General features: G+C 60.2%; 23 protein-coding genes. 7 read left to right on the top strand and 16 right to left on the bottom strand.

Going from position 1 to position 26,199, the window contains the following annotated elements:
* Positions 1–159: 159 nt before the first annotated feature.
* Positions 160–1,146 (top strand): efflux RND transporter periplasmic adaptor subunit, encoded by a 987-nt coding sequence (locus ACYBHZ_RS00470; protein ID WP_460272222.1) that lies wholly within the window; start codon positions 160–162, stop codon positions 1,144–1,146.
* Positions 1,139–4,408, top strand: coding sequence for an efflux RND transporter permease subunit (locus ACYBHZ_RS00465; protein ID WP_460272221.1), 3,270 nt, complete (start codon positions 1,139–1,141; stop codon positions 4,406–4,408). Before ACYBHZ_RS00470 ends, ACYBHZ_RS00465 begins: the two co-directional genes overlap by 8 nt.
* Positions 4,409–4,486: 78 nt before the next feature.
* Here ACYBHZ_RS00465 and ACYBHZ_RS00460 read toward each other — a convergent pair whose 3' ends face one another.
* Together ACYBHZ_RS00460 and ACYBHZ_RS00455 are read right to left on the bottom strand one after the other, a co-directional pair.
* Positions 4,487–6,562: a methyl-accepting chemotaxis protein gene (locus ACYBHZ_RS00460; protein ID WP_460272220.1), complete on the bottom strand. Its 2,076-nt coding sequence runs from the start codon at positions 6,560–6,562 to the stop codon at positions 4,487–4,489.
* A 150-nt stretch (positions 6,563–6,712) separates the two neighbouring features.
* A complete protein-coding gene (locus ACYBHZ_RS00455; protein WP_460272219.1) occupies positions 6,713–8,914 on the bottom strand; it encodes an NADP-dependent isocitrate dehydrogenase in 2,202 nt (733 codons plus the stop codon).
* Positions 8,915–9,226: 312 nt separating this feature from the next.
* Between ACYBHZ_RS00455 and ACYBHZ_RS00450 the strand changes: the two genes are divergently transcribed.
* The 4 genes from ACYBHZ_RS00450 to ACYBHZ_RS00435 are packed head-to-tail and all read left to right on the top strand — an operon-like array spanning position 9,227 to position 13,166.
* The gene (locus ACYBHZ_RS00450) at positions 9,227–10,651 is read left to right on the top strand and encodes a circularly permuted type 2 ATP-grasp protein (RefSeq protein ID WP_460272218.1); all 1,425 of its coding nucleotides are present in this window, start codon (positions 9,227–9,229) and stop codon (positions 10,649–10,651) included.
* Between the two features lie 10 nt (positions 10,652–10,661).
* Positions 10,662–11,603: an alpha-E domain-containing protein gene (locus ACYBHZ_RS00445; protein WP_460273166.1), complete on the top strand. Its 942-nt coding sequence runs from the start codon at positions 10,662–10,664 to the stop codon at positions 11,601–11,603.
* A gap of 6 nt (positions 11,604–11,609) precedes the next feature.
* A complete protein-coding gene (locus tag ACYBHZ_RS00440) occupies positions 11,610–12,419 on the top strand; it encodes a transglutaminase family protein (protein ID WP_460272217.1) in 810 nt (269 codons plus the stop codon).
* Between the two features lie 15 nt (positions 12,420–12,434).
* Entirely contained in the window at positions 12,435–13,166 is a 732-nt protein-coding gene (locus tag ACYBHZ_RS00435; protein ID WP_460272216.1) for a peptidase, read from the top strand.
* A 6-nt stretch (positions 13,167–13,172) separates the two neighbouring features.
* On the opposite strand, the gene tsaD is transcribed toward ACYBHZ_RS00435, so the two are convergent.
* The 14 genes from tsaD to ACYBHZ_RS00365 form a co-directional block, all read right to left on the bottom strand.
* Positions 13,173–14,165 carry a tRNA (adenosine(37)-N6)-threonylcarbamoyltransferase complex transferase subunit TsaD gene (gene tsaD, locus ACYBHZ_RS00430; protein WP_460272215.1) on the bottom strand — a complete coding sequence of 331 codons (993 nt, stop codon included), beginning with the start codon at positions 14,163–14,165 and terminating at the stop codon, positions 13,173–13,175.
* Positions 14,162–14,755 carry an L-threonylcarbamoyladenylate synthase gene (locus ACYBHZ_RS00425; protein WP_460272214.1) on the bottom strand — a complete coding sequence of 198 codons (594 nt, stop codon included), beginning with the start codon at positions 14,753–14,755 and terminating at the stop codon, positions 14,162–14,164. The genes tsaD and ACYBHZ_RS00425 overlap by 4 nt, the downstream gene beginning before the upstream one ends.
* On the bottom strand, positions 14,752–15,366 hold the full coding sequence (locus tag ACYBHZ_RS00420; RefSeq protein WP_460272213.1) for a hypothetical protein: 615 nt from the start codon (positions 15,364–15,366) through the stop codon (positions 14,752–14,754). Before ACYBHZ_RS00420 ends, ACYBHZ_RS00425 begins: the two co-directional genes overlap by 4 nt.
* On the bottom strand, positions 15,363–15,821 hold the full coding sequence (tsaE, locus tag ACYBHZ_RS00415) for a tRNA (adenosine(37)-N6)-threonylcarbamoyltransferase complex ATPase subunit type 1 TsaE (RefSeq protein WP_460272212.1): 459 nt from the start codon (positions 15,819–15,821) through the stop codon (positions 15,363–15,365). The genes ACYBHZ_RS00420 and tsaE overlap by 4 nt, the downstream gene beginning before the upstream one ends.
* A 75-nt stretch (positions 15,822–15,896) precedes the next feature.
* On the bottom strand, positions 15,897–16,337 hold the full coding sequence (gene dtd, locus ACYBHZ_RS00410) for a D-aminoacyl-tRNA deacylase (protein ID WP_460272211.1): 441 nt from the start codon (positions 16,335–16,337) through the stop codon (positions 15,897–15,899).
* Positions 16,334–17,266, bottom strand: a complete 933-nt coding sequence (locus ACYBHZ_RS00405) for a carbohydrate kinase family protein (protein ID WP_460272210.1) — start codon at positions 17,264–17,266, stop codon at positions 16,334–16,336. Before ACYBHZ_RS00405 ends, dtd begins: the two co-directional genes overlap by 4 nt.
* Positions 17,267–17,292: 26 nt before the next feature.
* Positions 17,293–18,429 carry a TFIIB-type zinc ribbon-containing protein gene (locus ACYBHZ_RS00400; protein WP_460272209.1) on the bottom strand — a complete coding sequence of 379 codons (1,137 nt, stop codon included), beginning with the start codon at positions 18,427–18,429 and terminating at the stop codon, positions 17,293–17,295.
* Positions 18,430–18,530: 101 nt separating this feature from the next.
* Entirely contained in the window at positions 18,531–19,010 is a 480-nt protein-coding gene (locus ACYBHZ_RS00395; protein ID WP_460272208.1) for a hypothetical protein, read from the bottom strand.
* Between the two features lie 16 nt (positions 19,011–19,026).
* Positions 19,027–20,145: an SPFH domain-containing protein gene (locus tag ACYBHZ_RS00390; protein WP_460272207.1), complete on the bottom strand. Its 1,119-nt coding sequence runs from the start codon at positions 20,143–20,145 to the stop codon at positions 19,027–19,029.
* 13 nt (positions 20,146–20,158) lie between these two features.
* Complete coding sequence (locus ACYBHZ_RS00385; protein WP_460272206.1) at positions 20,159–21,109, bottom strand: DUF2927 domain-containing protein; 951 nt, start codon at positions 21,107–21,109, stop codon at positions 20,159–20,161.
* Entirely contained in the window at positions 21,109–22,290 is a 1,182-nt protein-coding gene (locus tag ACYBHZ_RS00380; protein WP_460272205.1) for a toxic anion resistance protein, read from the bottom strand. Before ACYBHZ_RS00380 ends, ACYBHZ_RS00385 begins: the two co-directional genes overlap by 1 nt.
* A gap of 25 nt (positions 22,291–22,315) precedes the next feature.
* The gene (locus ACYBHZ_RS00375; protein WP_460272204.1) at positions 22,316–23,230 is read right to left on the bottom strand and encodes a 5-bromo-4-chloroindolyl phosphate hydrolysis family protein; all 915 of its coding nucleotides are present in this window, start codon (positions 23,228–23,230) and stop codon (positions 22,316–22,318) included.
* Between the two features lie 196 nt (positions 23,231–23,426).
* Complete coding sequence (locus tag ACYBHZ_RS00370; RefSeq protein WP_460272203.1) at positions 23,427–24,716, bottom strand: pseudouridine synthase; 1,290 nt, start codon at positions 24,714–24,716, stop codon at positions 23,427–23,429.
* A 123-nt stretch (positions 24,717–24,839) separates the two neighbouring features.
* Positions 24,840–25,463, bottom strand: a complete 624-nt coding sequence (locus ACYBHZ_RS00365; RefSeq protein ID WP_460272202.1) for an OmpW/AlkL family protein — start codon at positions 25,461–25,463, stop codon at positions 24,840–24,842.
* A gap of 199 nt (positions 25,464–25,662) precedes the next feature.
* Between ACYBHZ_RS00365 and ACYBHZ_RS00360 the strand changes: the two genes are divergently transcribed.
* Complete coding sequence (locus ACYBHZ_RS00360; protein WP_460272201.1) at positions 25,663–26,112, top strand: nucleoside deaminase; 450 nt, start codon at positions 25,663–25,665, stop codon at positions 26,110–26,112.
* Positions 26,113–26,199: the final 87 nt, after the last annotated feature.

Raw genomic sequence — 26,199 nt, 5'->3', positions numbered from 1 at the left:
CATATGCGCGCAAAACGGGTTAACAGGGCGAATACTCTGTCATATTTGCATATGAATAGTATACTTGCGTTCGGCAAAGAATTTGTTACATATGCAAAAACGTGAATGTTAGGTCTGCGCCTGAGGGGGCGAAGACCGTTTCTCAGAACAGAGGTCCAAATGCGCCGCGCCCTTTTGCTTACGATGACGCTTCTGCCGGGAACGATCCTGGTCGGAAGCCCAGCCCTGTCGGAAACTCTCACATTGTCACCGCAGGTGGTGACGGAGTGGAAACCTGTCTACGCCGAAGTGGAAACCCGCGATCAGGTGGATGCGCGGGCGCGGATCGGGGGAACGATCACCACGCTGGACGTGACTGAAGGGGATATCGTCACCGCCGGTCAGCGCGTGGCTTTGATTGAAGACACCAAATTGCAATTCCAGATCGAAGGGATCGACGCACAGCTGACGTCCTACGCCTCTCAGTTGGAAAAGGCGCAAGATGACTTGGAGCGGGGGCAATCCCTGTCCGAGCGCGGCGTGATTTCAACCTCCAGCCTGCAATCCTTGCAGACCAACGTGAATGTGCTCGAAGGCTCGATCACCTCCCTGAAAGCCGACCGGCAAGTGATTTCGCGTCAGATCGAGGAGGGCGAAGTGCTCGCCCCCGCAGACGGCGTCGTGATTGACGTGCCGGTGTCCAAGGGCGGTGTGATCGTCTCCGGCGAGACAGTCGCGGCCGTGGCAGCCGGGACGGCTTACCTGCGTCTTGGCGTGTCGGAGCGCTATGCCGACAATTTGCATGAAGGCGACGGGATCGAAATTTACGAATCCGGCGGCACGCGCGAAGGCAAACTTGCCAAGATTTACCCGCTGATCGAAGATGGTCGGGTCGAGGCCGATGTCGAAGTCGAAGGGCTCGATGCCAGCTTTATCGGTCGCCGGGTGCAGGTGCGCCTTCCCGTGGGTAGCCACGAGGGGCTGCTGGTGCCGCCCTCGGCCCTACGGCAAGAAGGCGGTCTGGATTTCGTCACGGTTGAAACTCATGGTCATGCTTCTGAGCGCGTTGTCGTGCCGGGCAACACCGTGCATATCGATGGCAAAGAACTCGTCGAAATTCTGAGCGGCCTGTCCGCCGGCGATGTGGTGGTGACGTCTCATGAGTAATCCGCACGGACCGACGGGGACACTCGGCATCGCCGGGCGTCTGACCCGTTCCTTCATCCTTTCGCCACTCACCCCGCTGTTTCTTCTGGCCGCGCTCGCGGTCGGCCTGATCGCGCTGATCTCTCTGCCGCGCGAAGAAGAGCCGCAAATCTCTGTGCCGCTCGTGGACATCCACGTCAGCACCCCCGGCCTGAAAGCGCAGGACGGGCTGAAACTTGTGACCGAACCGCTTGAAACCATCGTCAAAGGCATTGATGAGGTCGAGCACGTCTATTCCCAGAGCAATGACGACAGCGTCATGGTCACCGCCCGGTTTGAAGTGGGCGTGCCCTCTGAAACCGCGATCGTGCGTGTGCGCGACCGGATCATGGCCAATCTCGACCGTCTTCCCGTTGGGATCGACGAACCTCTGGTGGTCGGGCGCGGGATCAATGATGTCGCCATTGTGGCGCTGACGTTCTCGCCCAGCGAGAACAATCCGAACATGAACGCTGCCGACCTGACGCGGGTCGTTAAAGAGGTCGAAAGCCGCATTTCTCAGATCGACGATGTTGGCCTGACCTATGTGATCGGCGAGGCCGAAGAGGCGCTGCGTGTGGCGCCCAATCCGGAGAAACTGGCGCTTTACGGGATCACCGTTCAACAGCTCGTTGAAAAGGTGCAAGGGGCCAACTCCGCCGCGCCGACCGATACGATCCGCGACGGGGGCCAGCAAATCGGTCTGATCGTTGGCAAAACTCTGACGACGCCCGAGGAAATCGGAAATCTTGAGCTTACCGCGCGTGATGGTCGGACCGTCTACGTCCGCGATGTCGCCGATGTGGCCTTCGTGTCCGATCTCGATGAGCACTATGTTTCGACCCTCACCCATGCGGGTGCGAGCCTGTCGGAAGATGGCATGCACATGGAGTTTGATGCCAACGCTCCGGTCATTCGCCGTCCTGCGGTGACACTGGCCATCGCCAAACGCGCCGGGGCGAACGCCGTGGTCGTGGCCGATCATATTCTTGAGCGTGTCGAAACCATGAAGGGCGAGATCATCCCCGACAGCGTCTCTGTCGAGGTAACCCGTGATTATGGCGAAACCGCCAATGAAAAAGCCAACGAGCTTCTGTTCCACCTCGGCCTTGCAACGCTCTCCATCGTCGGTCTGGTGCTGATCGCCATTGGTTGGCGCGAGGCCATCGTGGTTGCGATTGTCATTCCGGTGACCATCCTTCTGACGCTGTTTGCCTCCTATATCATGGGCTACACGCTCAACCGGGTGTCCTTGTTCGCGTTGATTTTTGCCATCGGTATTCTCGTCGATGACGCCATTGTCGTGATCGAAAATATCGCGCGACATTGGGGGCTGAAACGTCCGGGGCAAAACCGGTTCGGTGCGGCGATTGCCGCCGTGGCAGAGGTCGGCAACCCGACCATCGTCGCCACGCTGACCGTTGTGGTCGCGCTTCTGCCGATGCTCTTTGTATCCGGCATGATGGGCCCCTACATGTCGCCGATCCCGGCGAACGCTTCTGCGGCGATGATCTTCTCCTTCTTCGTTGCAGTGATCATCACGCCTTGGCTCATGCTGAAAATCGCGGGCAAGGCGGAGCTGCATCACGACGGTGAACATGTGGAGGGTGAAATTCCGGGGGGGCGGCTTGGGCGTTTTTACGCAAAAGTCGCAACCCCGATCCTGCACAGCAAGGGGCACGCCTGGATCTTCCTGATCGTCGTGATCGTGCTGTCCTTTGGCTCGCTCGGTGCGCTTTACACCAAGCACGTGACCGTCAAGCTGCTGCCGTTCGACAACAAATCGGAACTCTCCGTGTTGATCGATCTGCCGGAAGGCTCCTCGGTCGAAGCCTCCGATGCTGTTGCGCAAGAGGCTGCGCGCCTTGCGATGACGCTGCCTGAGGTGATCTCGGCGCAGACCCATGCGGGCACGCCGGGGGCGTTCAACTTCAACGGGCTCGTGCGGCACTACTATCTGCGCGAATATCCGCAGCAGGCTGAGGTGCAGTTGCAACTGCTGCCGAAGCACGACCGCGACCGGACGTCTCATGACATCGCGCTCGAATTGCGGAAAATGCTGCTTGAGGGCATCACGGTGCCGCCGGGCACGGCCATGAAAGTGGTCGAACCGCCGCCCGGACCGCCGGTGATCGCGACACTGCTGGCTGAGGTCTATGGCCCCGATCCGCAGACCCGCCGCGATGTTGCCGACAAGGTGCGTGAAGCTTTCGACAGCGTCGATTTTATCGTCGACACCGATGACAGCTATGGCGAACAGGCGCGTCGAATCCGTGCGGAGATGAAACCTTCCGATCTGAACTTCTATCAGGTCGCCGAGTCGGACGCTGCCGATACCGTGCAATATCTGAACAGCTACACCACGGTGGGCTATTCGCATCGCGGCGAAGGGCGTCGCCCGATTCCGATTGTGGTCGGGCGGGACAAATCCGATCGCGTGATGGATGCGGCGGCCCTGTCGACACCGGTTCCGGCCGATGCTCTGCCCGGTGGGCGAGGTGTCGTCGAGCTGGGCGATGTGGTGAAGCTGACGGAAGAGAAGACCTCTTATCCGATCTTCCGCCACAACGGCTATGACGCGGAAATGGTTCAGGCCGAATTGGCTGGTCAGTTCGAAGCCCCGCTATACGGTATGCTCGCTGTCGCCGATAAACTGGATCAGATGGACTGGCCCGAAGGCATGAAGCCGGAAATCTCGCTTCACGGTCAGCCAGAGGATACCGCGAAACCGGTTGTGCTCTGGGACGGCGAATGGGAAGTCACATGGGTGACCTTCCGCGATATGGGGGCAGCCTTTGGGGTGGCGCTTCTCGGGATTTACATCCTCGTGGTGGCGCAGTTCGGCTCCTTCCGTCTGCCGCTGGTGATCCTGACGCCGGTTCCGTTGACCTTCCTCGGTATCATTTTTGGCCACTGGTTGTTCCATGCACCGTTCTCTGCGCCGTCGATGATTGGTTTCATCGCTTTGGCGGGGATTATCGTGCGGAACTCGATCCTACTGGTCGATTTCATCCGCAATGCCGATGACGAAGGCAAGGTAACGACCGAGATCTTGATCGAAGCCGGGGCCACGCGCTTTAAGCCGATCCTTTTGACTGCTGTTGCGGCCATGATCGGCGCGGCGGTGATCCTTGCGGACCCGATCTTCCAAGGTCTGGCACTCTCGCTGTTCTTCGGGCTTTTGACTTCGACCGCTCTGACGGTTCTTGTGATCCCGGCGATCTATCGCATCTTCAAAATGTAAGAGCCGAAAGAGCTTAGAAAATGATAGGGGAGCGCGTTGTGCTCCCCTTTTTCATGTCTTTGTTCAATGTCGTGCCCGCTAGGCGCTTCGCGCGAGGGGCGGATGGGATTGTGCCGCACCTGTGGCATTGCCGACGACGGAGAAGAAAGAGAGGTCTTCCTCCATCGTGCCAACATTGTTGCGCAAGTTGACGGTGGCGGCGTTGGTTTCCTCCGACATGGCGGCATTTTGCTGCGTGGTTTGGTCGAGCTGATTGATGGCCGAACTGAGTTCCCCGAGCCCCGTGGCCTGTTCCGTGGTGGAGGTGGCGACCTGAGCAATGCCTTCGTGAATCTGTCCCGTGACCCCACGGATGCGAGACAGGGCCGTCCCCGCCTCCCGCACAAGCTCGACGCCGCCGGTGACCTGCGCCGTTGCGGTGGAGATCAGCGTGGCGATTTCGCGGGCGGCCTCTGAGGAGCGCTGCGCCAGCGCGCGGACTTCGGAAGCGACGACGGCAAAGCCGCGGCCCGCCTCCCCGGCGCGGGCGGCCTCGACCCCGGCGTTGAGGGCCAGAAGGTTGGTCTGGAAGGCGATGTCGTCGATGACGGAGGTGATGGACGCGACCTGTTTTGACGAGGTCTCGATCTCATCCATGGCGGTGATGGCCCGATCCACCACTTCGCCAGCCTGAACCGTATGATTGCGCGCCTCACCGGAGCGGGTTTGGACCTGTGATGCAGTATCCGCGACACCTTTCACAGAGGCCACAAGTTGATCGAGCGCGGCGGCGCTTTCTTCGAGAGTGGCGGCCTGATGCTCCGTGCGGCGGGCGAGATCGTCGGTGGCCTGACCGATGGAATCGGCCTCGGACTTGACCAGTTGCGCGCCCTCGGCGATGCCGCCAACGATCTCGCGAAGCCTTGAAATCGTGGCGTTGAAATTCATCCGAATGTCGTCGAATTCGCCGAGATTTTCTTCAAGTTGTACGGAGAGATCGCCCTTGGACAGGTGGTCTAGGCCGGACATAAGCGTTTCAGCCGTGCGGCGGTAAATGGTCGTGTCTACGGCGAATTTGACGACTTTTACCACCTCTCCGGCGGCGTTGCGGATCGGGTTGTAACTGGCGCGGATGGTCACCTTTCGCCCACCTTTGCCGATCCGGACATATTCATCGCTAAGCGCCTCGCCGCTGCGCAGGCGTGTCCAGAATTGAGTGTATTCGGAAGACGCGGCGAAGGATGGTTCCACGAACATGCTGTGATGCTTGCCGCGGATTTCCTCAAGACTGTAGCCGAGTACGTCGCAGAAAATCTGGTTGGCCGTGGTGATGGTGCCATCCGGCGCAAATTCGATGACGGCCTGAACTTTTTGGATCGCGTCGATCTGACCGCGCGCGTCGGCCTCCATATTCTTGGCCTTGGTGATGTCGAAAGCGTATTTCACCACCTTGAACGGACGGCCTTCCGGGTCGATCAGGGTCTCATAGGTGGCCTGAAGCCAAAGAACCTCTCCGCCCTTGCCGATCCTCTTGACCTGACCTTTCTCGGACCCCCCTTTAGAGAGCCGATCCCAGAGGTCGCGATAGGCGGGGGTGTCCGCCTCTCCCTTTGGCATGAACATGCTATGATGCTTGCCGCGAATGTCGTCGAGACTGTAGCCGGTGGCCTGCAAAAACAGCGGGTTGGCCCAGAGAATATCGCCTTTCAGGTCGAATTCGATATAGGCCATCGACCGTTTGATCGCGTCTTCTTTGGAGCGGTTGTCGCGCCGTTTGAGATGCATCGAAGAGATTTCCCGACCGATCACATAGATCGCGTCAATCTTGCCGTCCTTATCCCGATGCGGGCTGTAGGTGGCGCTGAACCAGATTTCTTCGCCAGCTTTGTTGAGGCGCGGGACGATGCCCTTGTGGGTTTTCCCGGCGCGGATGCCGGCCCAAAGCTCGGAGGCTTCTTGTTTGTCCTTGGTGCGCACGAAAAACGTGTAATCTTTGCCAATTGCTTCCTCCGCACCGTAGCCGGTGGTCTCGCAGAACAAGGCGTTCACCGCGAGAATGGTGCCGTCCGGGGCGCAGGTCACGACGATATGGGTGTCGTCGAGCGCCTGTTCGAGCGGGGAGGGCGGGTTCCGTTTCGCTTTGGCGTCCTGTTTTGTGTTGAAAATGGCGAGCATACCAGCGGTCCTGACAATGAAGGTTGTCGGGACTATACGCCATGCGTCTTACCGAATGGTTTAAGCGGAAAAAGTTTCGAGGCAGCACGAAAAAGGGCGCCCCGAAGAGCGCCCTTTCGATGTCTTTTCAAAGAGATGATCAGTGGATGATCAGCCGATGATCGCGTTGAGCGTGGCCGAGGGGCGCATGATGGCCGCCACTTTGGCCGGATCGGCGTGGTAGTAACCGCCCATATCGGCCGGTTTGCCTTCCGCCGCTTTCAACTCGTCGAGGATGGTTGCTTCTTTTTCAACCAGTGCTGTCGCGATCGGGGTGAAATGCGCCTTCAGCTCAGCGTCATCGTCCTGAGCCGCAAGAGCTTCGGCCCAGTAGCGGGCGAACCAGTAGTGCGAGGAACGGTTGTCATTCTGGCCAACTTTGCGCTCCGGGGATTTGCCTTTGAGCAGCAGTTTCTGGGTGGCCACTTCGACGGCGGCGCCCAGCACAGCGGCTTTCGGCTTGTCCTGAGAGGAGGCGAGGAAGTTGTAGCTTTCGCCGAGCGCACAGAACTCGCCAAGGCTGTCCCAACGCAGGTGGTTCTCTTCCTGAACCTGCTGCACGTGTTTCGGGGCGGAGCCGCCAGCGCCGGTCTCGAAGAGGCCGCCACCCTGCATCAGTTTCACGATGGAGAGCATTTTGGCGGAGGTGCCAAGCTCAAGGATCGGGAACAGGTCGGTGAGATAGTCACGCAGCACGTTGCCGGTGATGGTCACGACGTTCTTGCCCTTGCGCATCTCTTCCCAGCTGAAGCGGGTGGCTTCGCGCGGGGCCATGATCGGGATGTCTTTGCCAGCTTCTTTCAGAGCCGGGGTGACATATTTGATCAGTTCGGCGTCATGCGCGCGGTTGGCGTCGAGCCAGAACGCGCCGGTGCCTTCGACGTCGAACCGCTCGATGCCGGTTTTGATCCAGTCGAGGATCGGGGCTTTTTTGGCGGTGCAGGAGCGCCAGATGTCGCCCGCTTCGACTTCGTTCGAGAGGAGCACTTCGCCGCTGTCGAGCACGATGGAGACGGTGCCGTCGGCGTCCATCTCAAAGGTGGTCGGGTGGGAGCCGTATTCCTCGGCTTTCTGCGCCATCAGGCCGACGTTGGACACGGCGCCACAGGTGGTCACATCCAGAGTGCCGGTTTCTTTGAAATACTCCACGGTTTCGTCATAGACGCCCGCATAGGAGTTGTCCGGGATGCAGCATTTGGTGTCGGCAGCCTTGCCATCCGGGCCCCAGCCGATGCCACCGGCTTTGATCACGGCAGGCATGGAGGCGTCGATGATCACATCAGACGGCACGTGCAGGTTGGTGATGCCTTTGTCAGAGTCGACCATGTAGAGCGGCGGCTTGGCGGCCAGCGCGGCTTTCAGGTCGGCTTCCATCTCGGCATTGCCTGCGATGAGTTTTTCGAGCGCGCCGATGCCGGAGTTCGGGTTGAAGTCGAGCTTGTCACCGTGTTTCGCGAGGAAGTCTTCGAGGTACACAGACACGAAATGGCCGAAGAGGATCGGGTCAGAAACCTTCATCATCGTGGCTTTGAGGTGCACGGAGAACAGCACACCCGGCTCCATGGTCTCGACTTCTTGCTTGATGTAAGCGCGCAGTGCTTTCGCGGAGAGGAAGGTCGCGTCGACGATCTCGCCTTCAAGATATTTCAGACCGTCTTTGAGAACCGTCTCAGAGCCGTCTTTTGCGGTGAAGACGATCTTCGCGCCACCGGCTTGTGTGGCGGTGATGGTCGCTGCTTTTTCATTGGCGAAGAAGTCGTTGCCCGGCATCGCGGCGACGGTGGTTTTCGAGGTGGATTTCCACTCGCCCATGCGGTGCGGGTTGGCTTTGGCGTATTCTTTGACAGCCTTGGCGGAGCGACGGTCGGAGTTGCCTTCGCGCAGCACCGGGTTCACGGCGGACCCTTTGACGGTGTCGTATTTGGCGCGGGTGGCTTTCTCTTCGTCGGTTTGTGGATCAGCCGGGTAGGCCGGGATCGGGTAACCTTGGCTTTGCAACTCTTTGATGGCGGCTTCGAGCTGCGGCACAGAGGCCGAGATGTTCGGCAGTTTGATGACGTTGGCTTCGGGGGTTTTCACCAGACGGCCAAGCTCGGCGAGATCGTCGGAAACTTTCTGTTCGTCCGAGAGCAGCTCCGGGAAGAGGGCGAGGATACGGCCGGCCAGAGAAATGTCTTTGGTCGCGACGCTGACGCCTGCGGCCTTGGAGAAAGACGAGATGATCGGCAGGAGCGAGCCGCGTGCCAGTTCGGGGGCTTCGTCCACGATGGTGTAAATAATGTCGGGCATGTTTTGGGCGGTCTTGTCGGTCATGTGATCCTCCACTGTCTCTGATGTGCAGTCGGCGTAGGGCCTGTCTGCGCTTGGGCAATCGCGTAGCGAGTTCGGGAGGGCAAGTCAATGTGTGCGAATGTATACCGAGGTAGGCTGCGACAGTGAGTCTGTCTCACAGCGCTTTGGTCCGGATCGAAACACATGGCAGAGGGAGTGTGAGGATGGCGAAGAAATGCCAGCGAAAGTGCTGTGATTAAAAAATGGGCGACTGCGTAGAAGATCACCGCTAACCTGTTGAGGATTGCGCGAATCCGATTGTGAAGCCTTTCCGGGAGGTTCTAAATTCGACCCATGAGCGAGGATAAAATTTTCGATGAAATGTGGGGGCGCGACGAGATTCTGCGCACGCCCTACGCTGAATTTCAGAACTGGTTTCAGGATGAAGACCTGAAACGGTTGAGAGCAAAACAGCGCGAGGCGGAAGAGGTTTTCCGGCTCACGGGCATCACGTTCAACGTATACGGCAGAGCCGAAGCCGAAGAACGTCTCATTCCTTTCGACATTATTCCGAGGATCATCGCAGGCCGCGAATGGCAGAAGCTCTGCAAGGGCATCGAGCAGCGTGTGCGGGCGATCAACGCGTTCCTCTACGATATTTATAACCGGCAGGAGATCATCAAGGCGGGGCGCATCCCCCAAGAGATGATTTCGCGGAACGAAGCCTTCTTGCCGCAGATGATCGGTATGATGCCGCCGGGCGGGATTTACACCCATATTGTCGGGATCGATCTGGTCCGCACCGGGCCCGATCAGTTCTATGTCCTCGAAGACAATGCGCGCACGCCGTCGGGGGTCTCCTATATGCTGGAGAACCGCGAGACGATGCTGCAGATGTTCCCGGAACTGTTCTCCCGTAACCGGGTCCAGCCCGTGCAGAACTACCCGGCGAACCTGCGTCGCTCTCTGGCCGCTTGTGCGCCGGCCCGTTGCGAAGGGACGCCGACCGTGGGCGTGCTGACGCCGGGGATCTACAACTCGGCCTATTTCGAACACGCGTTCCTCGCCGATCAGATGGGCGTCGAACTTGTCGAAGGTCACGATCTGCGCGTGGTGGACGGCAAGGTCGCGATGCGCACAACGGAGGGCTACAAGGCGATCGACGTCTTGTATCGCCGCATTGACGACGACTTCCTCGATCCGCTGAATTTCAATCCGGAAAGTGCTCTGGGCATTCCGGGCATCATGGATGTCTACCGTTCCGGCGGGATCACCATCGCCAACGCGCCCGGCACCGGGATCGCCGACGACAAGGCGATCTACAGCTACATGCCCGATATCGTCGAGTTCTATACCGGCGAAAAGGCGATCTTGGAAAACGTGCCGACATGGCGTTGCTCGGACCCGGACAGCCTCGCCTACGTGCTCGACAACCTGTCGGATCTGGTTGTCAAAGAGGTGCACGGCTCCGGCGGCTACGGCATGTTGATCGGCCCGACGTCTTCGAAGAAAGAGATCGAAGAGTTCCGCAAGAAACTCAAAGCGCGTCCGAACAACTACATCGCTCAGCCGACACTGGCGCTCTCCACTGTGCCGATCTTCACCAAGGCGGGGCTCGCGCCGCGTCACGTCGATCTTCGGCCCTTTGTCCTGTGCAGCCCTGAAGGGATCAATATCACGCCGGGCGGTCTGACCCGTGTGGCGCTTCAAAAGGGCTCTCTTGTGGTGAACTCGTCTCAGGGCGGCGGCACCAAGGACACATGGGTATTGGAGGACTGACGCGATGGCGATGCTCGGCAAAACCGCAAATGGCCTCTACTGGATGTTCCGCTATCTGGAACGGGCCGAAAACACCTCGCGCCTCGTGGAAACCGGCCAGAGGATCGGCCTGACCCGCCTTGGTCAGGACGATGATGAATGGAGCTCGGTGATGCATTCCGCCTCCGTGCTCGATGGCTTTAACGCGAGCCATGATGAAGTGACGAAAGAGGCGGCAATCGACTGGATGCTGCGCTCGAAAGACAACCCGTCTTCCGTGCTCTCGACCATCTCGGAAGCTCGCCAGAATGCGCGTCTCGTCCGGACGGCGCTGACCGGCGAGGTTTGGGAGGCGATGAACGGTTGTTACATGGCGGCCAAGGAAATTCTCGCCCGCAAGGTCTCCGAACGCGATCTGCCCACGGTGCTTGGCCTGATCCGGCAACGCACGGCTCTGGTGCGGGGCGCGACCCACGGCACCATGCTCCGCAATGACATCTACGATTTCGCGCGGATTGGCACGTTCCTTGAACGCGGCGACAACACCGCCCGTATCCTCGATGTGAAATATTACGTTTTGCTGCCCTCCGCGCTGTCCGTTGGCTCCTCCATCGACAATGTGCATTGGGAAACCATCCTGCGCTCTGTCTCCGCGCGCGGGGGCTTTCGTATGGCCTATGGCTCTCAGGTCAACGCACATGACATTGCGCAATTCCTGATCCTCGACAAACGCATGCCGCGGTCCCTGATTTTCTGTGCGTCGAAAATCCACGACAACCTGCGGTATCTGGTGTCGGATTACGGTGTGGAAACGCCGTCCTTCCATATGGCTCAGGCCTTGGTGGAGCGGTTTTCTCATCACGATATCGACGCAGTCTTCGACTCCGGGCTGCATGAGTACATCCAGACGATCCTGACCACTTTCAACCGTCTCGGCTGTCAGATCGAAAAAGATTACCGGTTCTATGAGTAAGTCCTGATGCGCCTGATTATTCGTCACACCACCCGCTATTCGTTTGAAAATCCCGTCACCTACGGGCTGCAACAGCTGCGCAAGACGCCGAAAACCGGACACGGTCAGGATGTGATCCACTGGACCACTTCGGTTCAGGGTGGCGTCAAGGAATTGAGCTACCACGACCACATGAACAATCTGGTCGAGCTGATCTCCTTTGACCGCGAGACGCGCGAATTGACCGTCGCCTGCGAGGGGGAGGTCGAAATCGCGGAGACCCATGGCGTTGTCGGACCGCACACCGGCCCGTCGCCGCTCTGGCTGTTCAATTCCGTCACCCCGCTGACCAAAGCGGGTGCAAGTGTGCGCGCTTTGGTGAAACAGGTTGAGGGCGAGAGCGATCTCGACCGCCTTCATGCGCTGTCGCGTCTGGTCGGGGAGGCCGTCAAATATGAGATCGGCGCCTCGCATTCCGGCTGGAGTGCCGAAGAGGCTTTGACGGAAAGCAAAGGCGTCTGTCAGGACCACGCCCATGTCTTTATCTCCTGCGCCCGTGAGATGGGCTATCCGGCACGCTATGTCTCCGGCTATCTGATGATGGATGACCGCACCTTGCAAGACGCCACCCATGCTTGGGCTGAAGCCCATGTGCCGGGGCTCGGCTGGATCGGATTCGACGTCTCCAACGAGATTTGTCCCGATCAACGCTATGTCCGCGTCGCAACAGGGCTGGACTATAAGGAGGCTGCTCCTGTAACAGGCACGCGATACGGCGGCGCGGGAGAGACACTCTCCGTCGAGATCGAAGTGTCGCAGCAACAAGAGCAACAATAAAGGCAGACCAGCCAGATGACCTATTGCGTGGGAATGATGCTCGATAAGGGCCTCGTGATGATGTCCGATACCCGCACCAACGCCGGTGTCGACAATATTTCCACATTCAAGAAGATGTTCACCTGGGAAGTGCCGGGCGAGCGTATTCTGACGGTCATGACGGCCGGGAACCTCGCCACGACGCAGGCACTGGTGTCCATCCTTGATGAACGCACCAAAGCGCCGGGAGAGCGTGAACCCGATGTGCTCACCGCGCCTTCGATGTTTCAGGTCGCGCGCATGGTGGCTGGCACGCTCAAGGATGTGATCGCCGCCAATGCTGACGAAGGCCAACGTGCCGACAGCGCTTTCAACGCCACCGTTCTCTTGGGTGGTCAGATCAAAGGCTCGCCGCCGCGCTTGTTCCTGATCTACCCGGAAGGCAACTTTATCGAGGCAGGCAACGAAACGCCATTCTTCCAGATTGGCGAGACGAAATACGGCAAGCCGATCCTGATCCGGGCCTATGATCCGGAGATGTCCTTCGAAGATGCCGTGAAACTTATGCTCGTCTCTTTCGACAGTACGGTGAAGGCAAACCTCTCGGTCGGTCTGCCGTTTGATTTGCAGGTGATTGAGAAGGACAGCTTCCAGATCGCGCATCAGCGCCGCATCGAGGCCGATGATCCCTATTATCATGAGATATCAGCGGGATGGGGCGAGGCGCTCAAATCCGCGATGGACAGCCTGCCGAGCTTTAAGTTCTAAAACCGCTTACGGTGTCTCAAGGCTGAGGTTCGGCTTGGGCATCAGCCCCGGCTGCAAGCCGCGCTCGATATAATCCCATGTTGCCATGGCGATCATCGCCGCGTTGTCTGTCGCCCATTTCATCGGCGGCAGGCACAACTCCACGCCATGTTTCTCCGCGACCTGTCCCATCGCCTCCCGGATTTGCGGCGAGGCGGCGACACCGCCGACGATCACCAGAGAGCGCGGTTTGCATTCGTCCAAAGCGCGGTCGGCCTTGGCGGTCAGAACATCGACACAGGCGGCGACGAAGGAAGCGGACATATCTTCGATGGAGACGTCCGGATGCTGTTCGATATGGCGCGCGACAGAGGATTTCAGCCCGGAGAAAGAAAACTCGTAACCCTCGTTCTTCATCGGGCGGGGTAGGCGCAGGACCGGGGTGCCAAGTTTGGCCGCTCGGTCGATCGCCGGACCGCCGGGCATGCCAAGATTGAGCATCCGGGCCACCTTGTCATAGCTTTCGCCAACCGAGTCGTCGCGAGTTGTGCCGAGGAGGCGGTAGGACCATGCGTCTTTGAGTTCCGCGATCAGGGTGTGGCCGCCAGAGACCAGCATGATGACAGCCGGAAATTCGGTCTTGCCGCTTTCAAGCTCGACAGAGCGAATATGTCCCCGCAGGTGGTTGACGCCGTAAGCCGGAACGCCCCAACCCATCGACAGGGCCTCTGCCGTCGAAAGACCCACCAGCAGGGAGCCGATAAGCCCCGGACCGCGCGTGACGCCGATTGCGGTGAGGTCCGCAGGGCGCACATCGGCCTCTTTCATCACGCCTTCAATGGTCGGTAGAATCGCCTCTAAGTGCGCGCGAGAGGCCAGTTCTGGATAGACGCCGCCGAAGGCCTCATGAATCTCGAATTGCGACACGGTCTTGATCGCCGCCACATGACCGCTGCGGTCGACAAGCGCGACAGAGGTGTCGTCGCAAGAGGTTTCAATGCCGAGGATCAGTTCGCTCATGCCAGAACCTCCGCGATTTCGTCATCGGTGACGACACCGTGCCGCTCGATGACGATGGGTTCGACGGTGCAATTCACGATGGTCGAAGGGGCAGGCGCCGCGCCTTTGCCTTTGACCGTGAGGGCCGGGGCGCCGTTCAACTGGGCCAAGGCGTCATCCGTCGTCGCAGGCGTGTCCGCGCCGGAGCGGTTGGCGGAGGTGACCATCAATGGCCCGGCCAGACGCAGCACATCGAGCAATAGCGCGTTGTCGGGAATGCGCACTGCGATCTCGCTACGGCCTTCGAGCCAAGCCGGGGCGCGCTGCGGATCGACCGGGAGCACCAGTGTCAGAGCGCCGGGGACAAACCGGCTCGCCAGAAGTTTTGCCGCCTCAAAAGACACGTCTCCGCCAAGATCGAAAATCTGGTCGGTATCGGCGACCATGATCGGCAGGTTCTTTTGTCGGGGCCGCTGTTTCAGCTCATAGATGCGATCGACCGCCTCGGGAAAGGCAGGGGAGGCGGCAAGGCCCAGGACGGTGTCCGTGGGCAAAAGCACCACGCCACCCTGACCCAGAACTTCGGCAATATCTTCTGCAGATGGGATCATTCGAGAACCTCCACAATCGGCCAGGCTCGGGCGTCAGGACCGGGCTTGGGCGCGGCCAAGGCGAGCCGCAGCATGGTTTGCATCGAGGCCATATTGGTCGCGGGGGCGACGTGGCCGTCGACCTCGATATTCCCGGCGAGATCGTAATCTTCCAAGTCAGAGAGCTGATCAAGCGCGTTTGCCTCAGTGCAGTGTTCGTAAAGTACAAGTTTTCCACGGCCATCTTCGGTGGCGTAAATGCCGAAATGCACATGGGGCCGCGCCGCGCGGCGTAGGATTGCGACGGGTTTATCCTTTGCGACTTCGGCACCGAGCATCTCGAAGGCCGGAAGTGCCAGCACCGGAACGGCGCGGGCAAAGCCAATCCCGTTGGCAAAGGCGGCGGCGGTGCGCGTCACGCCCAAACCGCCGGGGCCGATGTCACAGGCGATGAGCGTCAACTCGGACAGCTCTGCGTCGATCTCGGCAAGGCCGGTTTCCAAAAGCATGCGATAGTCGCGAGAGCCAACCAGCGCCTCATGTGTCGAACTGTCGAACACGATCTCCGCGCCGCGTCCGAGCGCCAAAGCAGGAACGCCGTTCGAGGCCTGAATCAAAAGCGTAAGCGTCATGAAAGCGCCTCCAGAACCGGGGTCCAACGCGGGCTGTCCGCCGTGAGCGTGAGCAGGCGCGTGGTGTCTGTGTCGCCAAACCCGATGTGGATGGCCAGCGGGGTATTAAAATAGCCCGCGATCCGCTCGCCCCATTCGATCACGGAGATCCCGCTGTCACAATATTCTTCGAGGCCGAGGTGATAGAAATCCTGCGTGCCTTTCAGCCGGTAAGCATCGACATGCAGCACCGGCCCTTTGGGCGTCTCGTAGATATTTGCGATGGTGTAGGTCGGGCTGGTCACGGCCTCCTCAGAGCCGAGCGCACGCACCAAGGCGCGGGTGAAAAACGTCTTGCCCGCCGCCAGCGCGCCGTCGAGCAGAACGACATCTCCCGGGCGCAGCTGTGCCGCCAACGCGGAAGCGATCCGCGCCGTGCCGGTTTCATCATAAATGACAATGCGTTTTTCAGTCACTTTGACCTCTCACATGTTGAGAGCGCTTTAGGACAAAGCGCGCGAAAGGTCCATGGGGGCGTGCTCGGGAAAGGTTTACGTTTCCGTGTCGAGCCAGATCGTCACCGGCCCGTCATTGAGCAAAGAGACCTTCATATCCGCGCCGAATACGCCGGTTTCCGAGGGAACGCCCTCTGCGATCAGCCGCTGGGTGAATTTTTCGTATAGTGCTTTGCCTAAATCCGGGGTCGCGGCGGTGGAAAAGCCGGGGCGATTGCCCTTGGTGTCGGCGGCGAGGGTGAATTGGCTCACGACAAGCGCCGTGCCGCCAATGTCGCGCACGGACAGGTTCATCTTGCCGACCTCGTCCTGAAAGATGCGCAGCTTGGCGATTTTTGCGGCGAGTTTTGCGGCCTGTGCCTCCGTATCCCCGCGCATTGCGCAGATGAGGACCAGAAGGCCGGGGCCGCTTTGTCCGACAACTTCGCCATCGACGCGCACGGCGGCCTCGGAAATGCGTTGCACCAGTGCTCTCATGCGGAGGCGTTCAATTCATGCGCCCAAGGTGGATTCGCCCCCGCACGGCTGACCGTCACGGCGGCGGCTTGCGCGCCGTGGGTGAGGGCCGCCGTAAGCGTCGCCTCATCGAGATCGGCCACATCCGCTTTGGTCAGTTTACCCGCCTTTTGCAGCCCGGCGAGAAGCCCGGCATTGAACGTGTCCCCCGCGCCGACCGTGTCGACGACGGTGACCTTTTGCGCGGGAACCATTGTGGTGCCGCGCGCGGTGATGCCTTTAACCCCTTCGGAGCCGAGGGTGAGACAGACAAGCTTGACGCCTTTGCTCAGGAGCGTCTGCACATGGGCATCAATCTCGCCATCGCCCATCAGCCAGAGCAGGTCTTCGTCGGAAAGTTTGACGATATCGGCATGGGCGAGCATATGTTCGATCCGTGCACGATAAGTGGGTTCATCAGAGATAAATCCGGGTCGAATGTTCGGATCGATCATAGTGACACAGCGCTCGGAGGCCTCAACGAACAGCGTTTCATAGGCCCCGCCGCAGGGCTCGACGGGCAGGCAAATGCCGCCGCAGAATACCGCCTCGATCGTCTCAGGCAGGGCAGGCAAATCGGCTTCGGTCAGCATGCGCCCGGCGGTATTCTCATCGTAGAAAGCATAGGTTGCGTGACCGTCGATCAGCTTGACGAAGGCCACGGTGCAGGGGCGCTCAGCGGTGATGGCCAGGCTTGCATCCACATGGCTCTCAGCGAGTTTGTCCTTCAGGAGATCCCCGAAAAAATCACCGGAGAAGCCAGAAAAGAAACTCACGTCCGCGCCTAACCGGCCCAAAGCGATGGCGGTGTTGAATACGGCCCCGCCCGCGTAGGGGGCGTAAGCATCTTCACCCAGAGTGGACTGACGCGGCAGCATGTCGATTAGGGCTTCACCTGCACATAGGATCATTGGGCGCTCCTTTGGGGTCGGTCGGGTCAATAGCCGACGTAACCCCCATTGCCTTGTTGGTTCATGGCGACGAAATAGCCGACGACACCGGCAAGAATCAATGCGAGGATCACGGCGAAGGCGATTTTCCACGCGGAATAGGGTCGCTCGCCCTGAACCTGACCGGTGCGCCCGTTGACGACGAAACGGTAAGTCTTCCCGCGGAACTTGTAGGCGGCGAACCAGACGGGGAGCAGGATATGCTTGTAAGTCACATCGGAATAGCGCGTGTCGACGTTGTGAATGCGTTGGCGATCACCGCCGATGTCGAACTTGATGTCGCGGGTGATGACGCGGGCCATTTGGTCCTGCGCGTCCTGAAACCCCTCTTCCAGCGTGAAGGTGTAGGCCTCCGACGTGTAGCCCGCGAGATAGTCGGGCAGGTAGGGTTCCAGCCCGGACAAGTCCCACGGGGCAAGGCCCCGAACATATTGCAGCGGCAGGGCGGTGGAGGCGACGACCAGCACGTCATCGAAGAATCGCCGAACTTGCCCGCTGACGCGACGCCAACGGGTGCGGCGGCGGGTCTGCGGCTTGCCGTTCACCGTGACGGTCACGCGATAATCCGTGCCGCGCTCGCCTGCATAGCTGCTCTGTGTTTGGGCATCAAAGGTCCAGTAGGGCATGTAGACGCCGTTGAGTTTACGACCTTTGCGGGCGTATTTTTTCAAGGCGTTGGGGGCAAACCAGAGCGAGCCGAGCCAGTCTTTCATCGCCTTTTGCGCATCGGGTTCCGGGATCGAGAAGGGCAGGACGCCTTGGGGTTTGATCTGGCGACGCGCGCCGGTGTCCGTGACAACGGGCGTCGCGCAATAGGGGCATTCGGTGGCATGCACCGTGTCGTCGAATTGCAGGACCGCGCCGCAGTTCGGGCAGGTGGAGGTGCGAATCTCTTCGGTCTGATCCGCGTCCGTAAGGTCGCCATGCGAGGACAGGCCGCCGGAAACTGCAGAATGGAAATCCAGCTCCCGCGGCATTGGCGCGAGGCCGCTTTCGATCTCTTCGCGCGCCCCGCAATGGTCGCAGACCAGCATTTTCGCATCTGGATCGAACCGCATATCCGCCCCGCAGGTGTGACAGGGGAAGCGGTGGTCTTGGGACGGGGGGGTGGTTTGCTGTTCCATGCGTATAGGACTTTATCCGGCGTGAAATGATCCTGCCGCATCGGGCGCGAGGGCCTGCGGCATTGGATAGGAGTTTTGGCTTATGGCGGTGACAGGTCCGTTCACAGGCGTTCCTCCTGCTGAAAGCTGACCACCTGCGCGATCTGATCTCGTGCGGGGCTTGTGAAGCGCAGGACGTGGCAGAACATCATCTGCGTCTGGCCGCTTTCTTTCGACAGGGTCGTCAGCCGCCCGGAGACTGTGGCCGCCTTGCCTTGGAGCACAACCTGAGTGACGGCGAGGCTGATCGGGGGCGTCAGGGTCGATTGCGCGTTCAGGATCGGCGCGCGTCCGACGAGGGGCGCGGCGCCGGTGCGCTCCCAGCTTGCTGTCTCAGAGAGTTGGTTTGGAGACAGCGCGCCAAGGCCCTGAAAGCTCAGGGCCACTGTGGTGATCTCGCGCTCGGTTTCCGTGACGGGTGTTTCCGTCGCAAAGCGGATGTCCGTTCTGATGCGCGCAGGCTGCGCAGAAGGGGCAGGCGGTTCGCCGTCCTCTTCCGCAACTTGGTCCAGCCAATCCGTTTGTCGTGGCGCAGCGCTCATGGGTCTCCCCATAAGCTCACGCGCCCGGCGGCGGGGGCGGCGGGGCGATGGTGAAAAGCTGCGCCAGTTCCGTGACCTCTTCGGCCTTGAGCCAGCCGTCCTGACCCGGTGTCCAGACAAAGCTTTCGCGCTTCAATGCGCCTTTTGCGGCCATTTGGCCCATCTCCGCCTTGGAATAGGGGCCTTTGGTCTCGCCATTCTCGGCGATATGCCAGACATGTTCGACCTGCGGCGGGGGCGGCGGGGTTTGTGCGGCTGCGGTGGTCGCGGCGGGACGTGCGCCCCAGGGACCGGCCTGTGTCTGGGTGGCCATCGCCATGCCCATGCCTGCGCCCATACCCGCCCCCATCGAGGCCGCCATGGCGGAGTTTTCCGCAGACATCGCCTCGGCAGCGTTGAATTTCATGTAATTGTCGAGATTGCCGACGATGCCCATCGAGGTGCGCTTGTCCATTGCCTTCTCAACGGCTTCGGGCAGGCTGATGTTCTCGATGTAGAATTCCGGGATGGTGAGGCCGTATTCGGCGACCACTTTGGAAATCTCGGTCGCGACCATCTTGCCGAGATCGGCGGTGTTCGCGGCCATGTCCAGAACCGGAATGCCGGAGCCTGCGACGATGCGCGAGAAGGCCTGCACGATGATGTTGCGGATCTGGAAGGAGATTTCGTCCATGGTGAACTCGCCGTCCGTCCCGACGATCTCGGTCAGAAAGAGCGAGGGATCGGCGACCTTCACCGTGTAGGTGCCATAGGCGCGCAGGCGCACCGGGCCGAATTCCGGGTCGCGACAGATGATCGGGTTCTTCGTCCCCCATTTTAGGTCGGAGAACCGCGTGGTGTTGACGAAATACACTTCGGATTTGAACGGGGACTTGAAGCCGTGATCCCAGTGCTGAAGCGTCGTCAGGATCGGCATGTTGTTGGTCTCAAGCATGTAGAGACCGGGGGTGAAGACATCGGCGAGTTGGCCTTCGTGGATGAACACGGCGGCTTGCCCTTCGCGGACGGTCAGCTTGGCGCCGTATTTGATCTCATGCCCCTCGCGCTCGAACCGCCAGACCATCGTGTCACGGCTGTCGTCCACCCAATGGATGACGTCGATGAATTCGCCGGAGAGAAAATCGAAAATACCCATGGGGGCCTCCTTCTTAAATGTCCTCGCCCATCAGCTCATACGCGATTTTGGTCGCGATCGGGCGGGCGATTTCGGGCGTCATGCCGGGGGCAAGGCGCGGATCATAGAGGATGCGCAGCAACAATTCGTCATGCTTTGTCAGCAGCGCGAATTCCTCGTCGTCGTTGAAAATCGAAGGGCGGGCATAGGGGCTGTCATTGGCAAGCCCGAGGCCCTGTGTGACCTCTTCGTGGAAACAGGATTTGCGGAGCAGGTCCGGGTGTTCGGCCCGGATGATGGCTACGGCAGAACGGTAGGCCCCGTCATTGTTCGGGTCTGAGGCGAGGACCAGACAATAGGACGAGCGCGGCATATTGACGACCGAGCGGATCGCGTCCTGACCGATGCCCGGGATCATTTCCGCGAGGCGTGGGCCGATCTTGCGCCGCTCGCCTTCGTTGAGCACGAGCACATGGAAGTTCGGGCGCGACGAGGTGACGGAAATCGAATGACCGGAGGCGCGGGCAAGGCGGGAGACGAGACTGTCCAATGTGGCGCGGTCGGTGGCGCGGAGGCTCTCGGAGACGGTCGGACCGAACTCCAAGCTGACGCGCACCGGCACCTCCCAACGGTGCAGGTTCGAGGGCGTCATTTGCGCCACGTATTGACCATTCAGGGAGGTGTATTCGTCATTGAGCGCGATGGCGTCGAAATTCTTGGCCAGTTGCCGGGCGTTGAACGGCGTGTCAGGACCGCCACCATCCGAGCGCAGCAGATCGTTGGCCAACAAGTCATTCTGCATCCGCGCGTAGTATTTTTCGAGCGTATAGCTCACATCGCTGCGCTCAGGCGGGGTGGCAACGGTCGGTTGGACCGATGAATAGGGCCGCGCCTGAGGTTTGATTGCCGGGACGGGCGCGCAGGCAGAGAGCGCGAGGAAAATCCCCGCGCTCCAACCTGCGATATGCCGTCCCGAGCCTTGCATCAGGAGGGAACCGCCGGGCCGGCTGCGTTGGAGGTCGCTTTGGCGGCCGCAAGCGTGTCGCGCAGCTTGGATTCCATCGACTTGAGTTCGACCTCGGCCTCGGCACGCTTGCGCTTGCCTTCGTCGGCGATTTGGAGGCTCTCTTCGATGGTCGCGACCAGTTCCTCGTTGGCGGTTTTGACCGCCTCGATGTCGAACACGCCGCGTTCCATTTCCTGACGCACGACCTTGTTGGCCTCGCGCAGGTTCTTGGCGTTGGCGGTCAACAGCTCGTTGGTGAGATCGGTTGCGGCCTTGATGTCCTTGGCGGCATCAGCAGAACGCTGGATGGTCACGGCCTGCGCCAGCTGCGTTTCCCAGAGCGGCACGGTGTTGACCAGCGTCGAGTTGATCTTGGTCACCAGAGATTTGTCGTTTTCCTGCACCAAGCGGATCGAGGGCAGGGACTGCATGGTCACCTGACGGGTGAGTTTCAGGTCATGCACACGGCGCTCAAGGTCGTCGCGGGCGGCGCGCAGATCGCGCAGCTCTTGCGCCTTGATCACCTGATCGGCCTCCGGCGCGGCATCGACTGCGGCGGCCAGCGCCGGGATGTCGTTCTCGTCGAGATCCTTGAGCTTCGATTCCCCGGCAGCGATGTAGATCGCCAGCTCGTCGTAGAAGGTCAGGGTTTTCTCATAGAGGTGATCGAGCGATTTGATGTCCTTCATGAGCTTGTGTTCATGCTCCAGAAGGTTGTCGGTGATCTTGTCGATCTGGCTTTGCACATCTTCGTAGCGGGCAACGAACTTCGCCATCGGTGCGGCTTTGCCCAGAAGTTTTTCCCACCAGCTGCGCTCGCGGCGCACGTCCAGTTCCGAGACGGAGAAGCCGCGGATCGTCGTCACGATGGACCGCAGGCTGTCGCCTGCCGGGCCGACGTCCTTGTTTTTGACGTCCTGCAACATCGCCTGCGAGATGACCTGCAGCTCAGCCTGCGCGGCGGAGCCGAAGCGGACGATGGAATTGGTGTCGTCCATATCGATCTCGGCTTTGGCCTTGGCGATTTCTGCAGCTTCCGGCACCTCAGCGGCGGCGGTCGGGTCAATCAGCTCGCCCTTGGGCTCGGCGAGGATCACGGAGGTGACCTCTTCGACGTCCTTCAAGGCGGCTTCGGCTTTTTGGCGAACGGTGTCTGACATGGTACTTCCCCTGATCTTTAATTTTTTAATCTTTCAGCTTCGCGGCGACACCTTCGCGGGACAGTCGGTCGCGGAGCACTTCGATCTCGATGTCGAGATCGGTCTTATCATCCAATAGCAACGCTTTATGACGGGCGTCGAAATTCGCCTCCAGATCATCGAGAAGCGCGAACCAGTCCTCACGCGCCTGCGTGTTGCGGGTCTTGATCCACAGATCGGCAAATTTCACCGTCGCATCACGCGCGCCGAGCAGATAGACGCCCAGATACTTGCGCGCCGCCGTCAGATCGCGCGGGTCGTCCTCGACCGTGCGGAACATGGCGCGCGCCGTGGCGATGAATTTTTCCAACCGATCCTCGGCCTGACGGTCGCCGGTTTTATCCAGTGCCTCACGCATGGACTTGAGATGGGCCTCGGCCTCATCCACGGCCTTGGCGACACGGTCCTGCTGGAACAGGTCAAGCTCGTCAAAGCCCTTGCTTTTGAGCGGATCGAGACCGAAGGCGAGGCTATGGAGGACGATCCCCAGAACCGTGAAAATCACGGTTTCGACCGGGCCCCAGCCGAACCAGCCAACGATGCCGAGACCGAGGCCGGTGAGCACGGAGCCGAAAATCTTGCGCGGAATGGCGGGGCGTCTGGCGACCTTGCGGGCCTCATAGGCTTCTTCGGCCTTCAGACCCTCACGGGTGAGAAAGGCGGCACCGACAAGGCAACCGAGCGCGACGATATAGCCCGCCATCGTGACTGGCTCGGCCTGAAACGCTTTCCACGCCAGAGGCAAAGCGGCCAGAAACAGAAGGTTCGAGCGCGCGCCAACGCGCGAAGGTTTCTTGCCGTCGAAGGGGCGGGGAGAAGGTGCGGAAGACGACGGGTCAGAGCGATGTGCCTGAGACTGGTTCCCTTTCGGGGAGTAGGTGGAGCCGAAGCGTTTGGCCATTACATCCCCTGCGCCTTGATCGTGACGTAAAAGATCAGCGCCACCAGAAGGTAATAGGCGAGCTTGGAAAACACACTGTTACTCATGATCACCCTTTCAGCCCAAAGCGCTTTCTTGCTTTCAGATATAGAAAGGAATCGCACCGCTTGAAAGGGTTAAGGGGAGCGCTGGTCGCGCTTTCCCCCTCGTTTCCGATTTAGGACTGGGATTTGGGCGGTTTGCCGCCACCCGGACGCCCAGCCCCCGGTTTGCCGCTCGGACGTCCGCCCGGTTTGGCTCCCGCGTTGCCGCCATGGGATTTGAACCCGGCAGAGCGCGGTTTGCCGCCCTTGCCACCGCCGTGAGATTTGAAGCCTTGGGATTTGAAGCTCCCCGGCTTGCCGCCGCGCTGCTCGCCATCACGGTCGTCACGCTTGGCGCCAAAGGGCCGACCAGCGGGCTTGCCGCCGGGTTTGCCCTTGAAGCCTTCGCCACGCGGTTTGAAATCACCGTCGCGCTTGCCTTTGAAGCCCTCGCCGCGCGGTTTGAAACCTTCGCCGCCGCGACCGCCTTCGGCATCGTCATGACGTTTGAAACCGCCGGATTTGCCTTTGAACCCGGGCTTGCCGCCTTTGAAGGGGCGATCCGGACGTCCATCGCGTGCCATTGCCTCTTTGCGCGGACCGCCCGGTTTGCCGTCCCGAGAAACGGTGCGCTTTGGGAAGCCTTTGCTGTCGGTTTCGCTTTCCATGCCAAGCTGGTCGCGCAGCACGCGGGCACGGACTTCTTCGACCTGACCCGGTTGCAGCGTGTTCAGGCGGAAAGGGCCATAGGAAATGCGGATCAGCCGGTTCACGGTGAGGCCGATATGCTCCATCGCACGGCGAATTTCGCGGTTTTTGCCTTCACGCAGGCCAACGGTGAGCCATGCGTTCGCACCTTGCTGACGGTCGAATACGACTTCCATCGGTTGGAAATCCTCGCCGTCAATGGTCACGCCCTTGCGCAGCGGCTCCAGCATCGCTTCCGTGGCAGTGCCTTTGACGCGAACGCGGTATTTGCGCATCCAGCCGGTGTCCGGAAGTTCCAGACGCCGCTTGATCTCGCCGTCATTGGTCAAAAGCAGAAGACCTTCGGAGTTCAAATCGAGACGTCCGACAGACATCACGCGCGGCAGCTCTTTCGGGAGCTTGTCAAACACCGTCTCGCGGCCTTTTTCATCCTTCGCCGTGGTCACCAGACCAGCGGGCTTGTGATAGAGCCAAAGGCGCGGCGGTTCCGGTTCGCCAATCTCTTTGCCGTCGAGAAAAATCTTGTCTTTCGGCATGACATTGAACGCGGGCGAAGTGACCTTGCGCCCGTTGACCGTGACGCGTCCCTCTTCGATCATAGCCTCTGCATCGCGGCGCGAAGCAACGCCCACGCGCGCCATCACTTTGGCGATGCGTTCGCCCGGAGGCGATTTTTTCGGTGCGGACGGGGTCGGTGTCTTGGGCGTGTCAGTCATGAGAATGGCCTTTCGTTGGCGCGCTCATACTCTGAGCCGAGGCGTATGGAAAGAGTAAAGAAAACCGGCCCACAGGGCTGCGGGCCGGCAAACACAGGTCTTTTACGCGATTCGCGCGATATTTCAGAAGGACATCACGTAGGAGACGCCGAAGACCCAAGGATCAATTTCGGCTTCGCCGATTTTGGATCCATTGAGGTAGACGTCGCTGTTGATATCGATCCAACGCACATCGGTCCGCAGTGCGGCGCGTTCGCTCAGCTTGTAGTCAAAGCCAGCGTGCAGCGCGACGCCCCAGGAGTCGGTCAGGTTGAGATCGTTGCCTGCGATGTCGCCTTTCGCGGTTTCATCAAAGAACGCGGTGTAGTTGATACCTGCGCCCACGAAAGGTGCGAAGGCCGACTTGGTGTCGAAGTGATATTGCAGCGAGATCACCGGCGGCAGGTGCTTCGTGGTGCCGATTTTGCCCATGCCATCGGCTTTGATGTCATGTTCGAACGGCCATGCACCAAGCACTTCAATGCCGAGATTGTCGCGGATGAAATATTCAAAAGTAATGGTCGGGCGAACATTGTCACCGACATCAAGGCCGGTTGTGCCGCTGTTGATGCTGCCGTTGTCGGACTTCGGCATCACGCCGCCAAGGCCGAAACCGAGGGACATCGTCCCTGCATCCTGTGCCGAGGCAAGAGACGGCAATGCGAGGGCAAGAGCCACGGTCGCGGCGAAAACGGAAGTCTTTTTCATAGTTTAAGTCCTATATCTTAGTCTGCGCATGTCCTTGATGCGCGTGGCGGCACAGTTGCCGCCGCGGCTTTAAGAAAACTTTGATGTGGGTCAATTCGCGTCTGGCTGCGTCATTGTGTCATCGGGGCGTCATGAAGTGCCGCAGAGCGCTTGGCGGAAGCGGCTTGCTTTCCGTCGGAAAATTGCGGCAGGAAAGGGCATGTCGTTTCGCTCTTATATGGATATCGCCCTCGAAGAGGCCCGCGCCGCCGCCGATCGCGGCGAGGTGCCGGTTGGTGCCGTTGTGGTCTCGCCTTCGGGTGAGATTGTGGGCCGGGGCGGCAACCGCACGCGCGAGGACAATGATCCCACCGCACATGCGGAGATCGTCGCTTTGCGGCAGGCCTGCGCAAAGCTCGGGCTTGAACGTCTGATGGGCTATGATCTCTATGTGACCTTGGAGCCCTGTCCGATGTGCGCCGCCGCCATGTCGAACGCCCGTATCCGCAGGCTTTATTACGGGGCAGGCGATCCCAAATCCGGCGGGGTGGCGCATGGGGCGAAAGTGTTCAGCCACGCGCAGTGCCATCACGCACCGGAGGTCTATGACGGCATCGCGGGCGTCGAAGCTGAGACGCTGCTCAAGGATTTCTTCGCGGCCCGGCGTTGATCCGGGCGTGACATGCTGTCAGCAGGCACTGCATCTGACCTCCGAAATAATCTCTAAAAAATTGGACCGCCGCGTAGGGAGGACCGA

It is taken from the genome of Celeribacter sp. ULVN23_4 (assembly GCF_054788345.1).
The sequence above is the reverse complement of the archived record's forward strand: the minus strand, read 5'-3'. Positions and strand labels throughout refer to the sequence as shown.

Excerpts from the sequence above, each read along its gene's own strand:
- ACYBHZ_RS00460 (WP_460272220.1), bottom strand. The coding sequence starts at position 6,562 with ATGCTCGCCATTTTCAACACAAAACAGGACGCCAAAGCGAAACGGAAC.
- ACYBHZ_RS00370 (WP_460272203.1), bottom strand. The coding sequence starts at position 24,716 with ATGACTGACACGCCCAAGACACCGACCCCGTCCGCACCGAAAAAATCG.
- ACYBHZ_RS00390 (WP_460272207.1), bottom strand. The coding sequence starts at position 20,145 with ATGGGTATTTTCGATTTTCTCTCCGGCGAATTCATCGACGTCATCCAT.
- ACYBHZ_RS00405 (WP_460272210.1), bottom strand. The coding sequence starts at position 17,266 with ATGATCCTATGTGCAGGTGAAGCCCTAATCGACATGCTGCCGCGTCAG.
- ACYBHZ_RS00450 (WP_460272218.1), top strand. The coding sequence starts at position 9,227 with ATGAGCGAGGATAAAATTTTCGATGAAATGTGGGGGCGCGACGAGATT.
- ACYBHZ_RS00375 (WP_460272204.1), bottom strand. The coding sequence starts at position 23,230 with ATGGCCAAACGCTTCGGCTCCACCTACTCCCCGAAAGGGAACCAGTCT.
- ACYBHZ_RS00435 (WP_460272216.1), top strand. The coding sequence starts at position 12,435 with ATGACCTATTGCGTGGGAATGATGCTCGATAAGGGCCTCGTGATGATG.
- ACYBHZ_RS00465 (WP_460272221.1), top strand. The coding sequence starts at position 1,139 with ATGAGTAATCCGCACGGACCGACGGGGACACTCGGCATCGCCGGGCGT.
- ACYBHZ_RS00395 (WP_460272208.1), bottom strand. The coding sequence starts at position 19,010 with ATGAGCGCTGCGCCACGACAAACGGATTGGCTGGACCAAGTTGCGGAA.
- ACYBHZ_RS00365 (WP_460272202.1), bottom strand. The coding sequence starts at position 25,463 with ATGAAAAAGACTTCCGTTTTCGCCGCGACCGTGGCTCTTGCCCTCGCA.
- ACYBHZ_RS00455 (WP_460272219.1), bottom strand. The coding sequence starts at position 8,914 with ATGACCGACAAGACCGCCCAAAACATGCCCGACATTATTTACACCATC.
- tsaD (WP_460272215.1), bottom strand. The coding sequence starts at position 14,165 with ATGAGCGAACTGATCCTCGGCATTGAAACCTCTTGCGACGACACCTCT.
- ACYBHZ_RS00445 (WP_460273166.1), top strand. The coding sequence starts at position 10,662 with ATGCTCGGCAAAACCGCAAATGGCCTCTACTGGATGTTCCGCTATCTG.
- ACYBHZ_RS00380 (WP_460272205.1), bottom strand. The coding sequence starts at position 22,290 with ATGTCAGACACCGTTCGCCAAAAAGCCGAAGCCGCCTTGAAGGACGTC.
- ACYBHZ_RS00425 (WP_460272214.1), bottom strand. The coding sequence starts at position 14,755 with ATGATCCCATCTGCAGAAGATATTGCCGAAGTTCTGGGTCAGGGTGGC.
- ACYBHZ_RS00400 (WP_460272209.1), bottom strand. The coding sequence starts at position 18,429 with ATGGAACAGCAAACCACCCCCCCGTCCCAAGACCACCGCTTCCCCTGT.
- ACYBHZ_RS00440 (WP_460272217.1), top strand. The coding sequence starts at position 11,610 with ATGCGCCTGATTATTCGTCACACCACCCGCTATTCGTTTGAAAATCCC.
- ACYBHZ_RS00420 (WP_460272213.1), bottom strand. The coding sequence starts at position 15,366 with ATGACGCTTACGCTTTTGATTCAGGCCTCGAACGGCGTTCCTGCTTTG.
- ACYBHZ_RS00385 (WP_460272206.1), bottom strand. The coding sequence starts at position 21,109 with ATGCAAGGCTCGGGACGGCATATCGCAGGTTGGAGCGCGGGGATTTTC.
- ACYBHZ_RS00360 (WP_460272201.1), top strand. The coding sequence starts at position 25,663 with ATGTCGTTTCGCTCTTATATGGATATCGCCCTCGAAGAGGCCCGCGCC.
- ACYBHZ_RS00470 (WP_460272222.1), top strand. The coding sequence starts at position 160 with ATGCGCCGCGCCCTTTTGCTTACGATGACGCTTCTGCCGGGAACGATC.
- dtd (WP_460272211.1), bottom strand. The coding sequence starts at position 16,337 with ATGAGAGCACTGGTGCAACGCATTTCCGAGGCCGCCGTGCGCGTCGAT.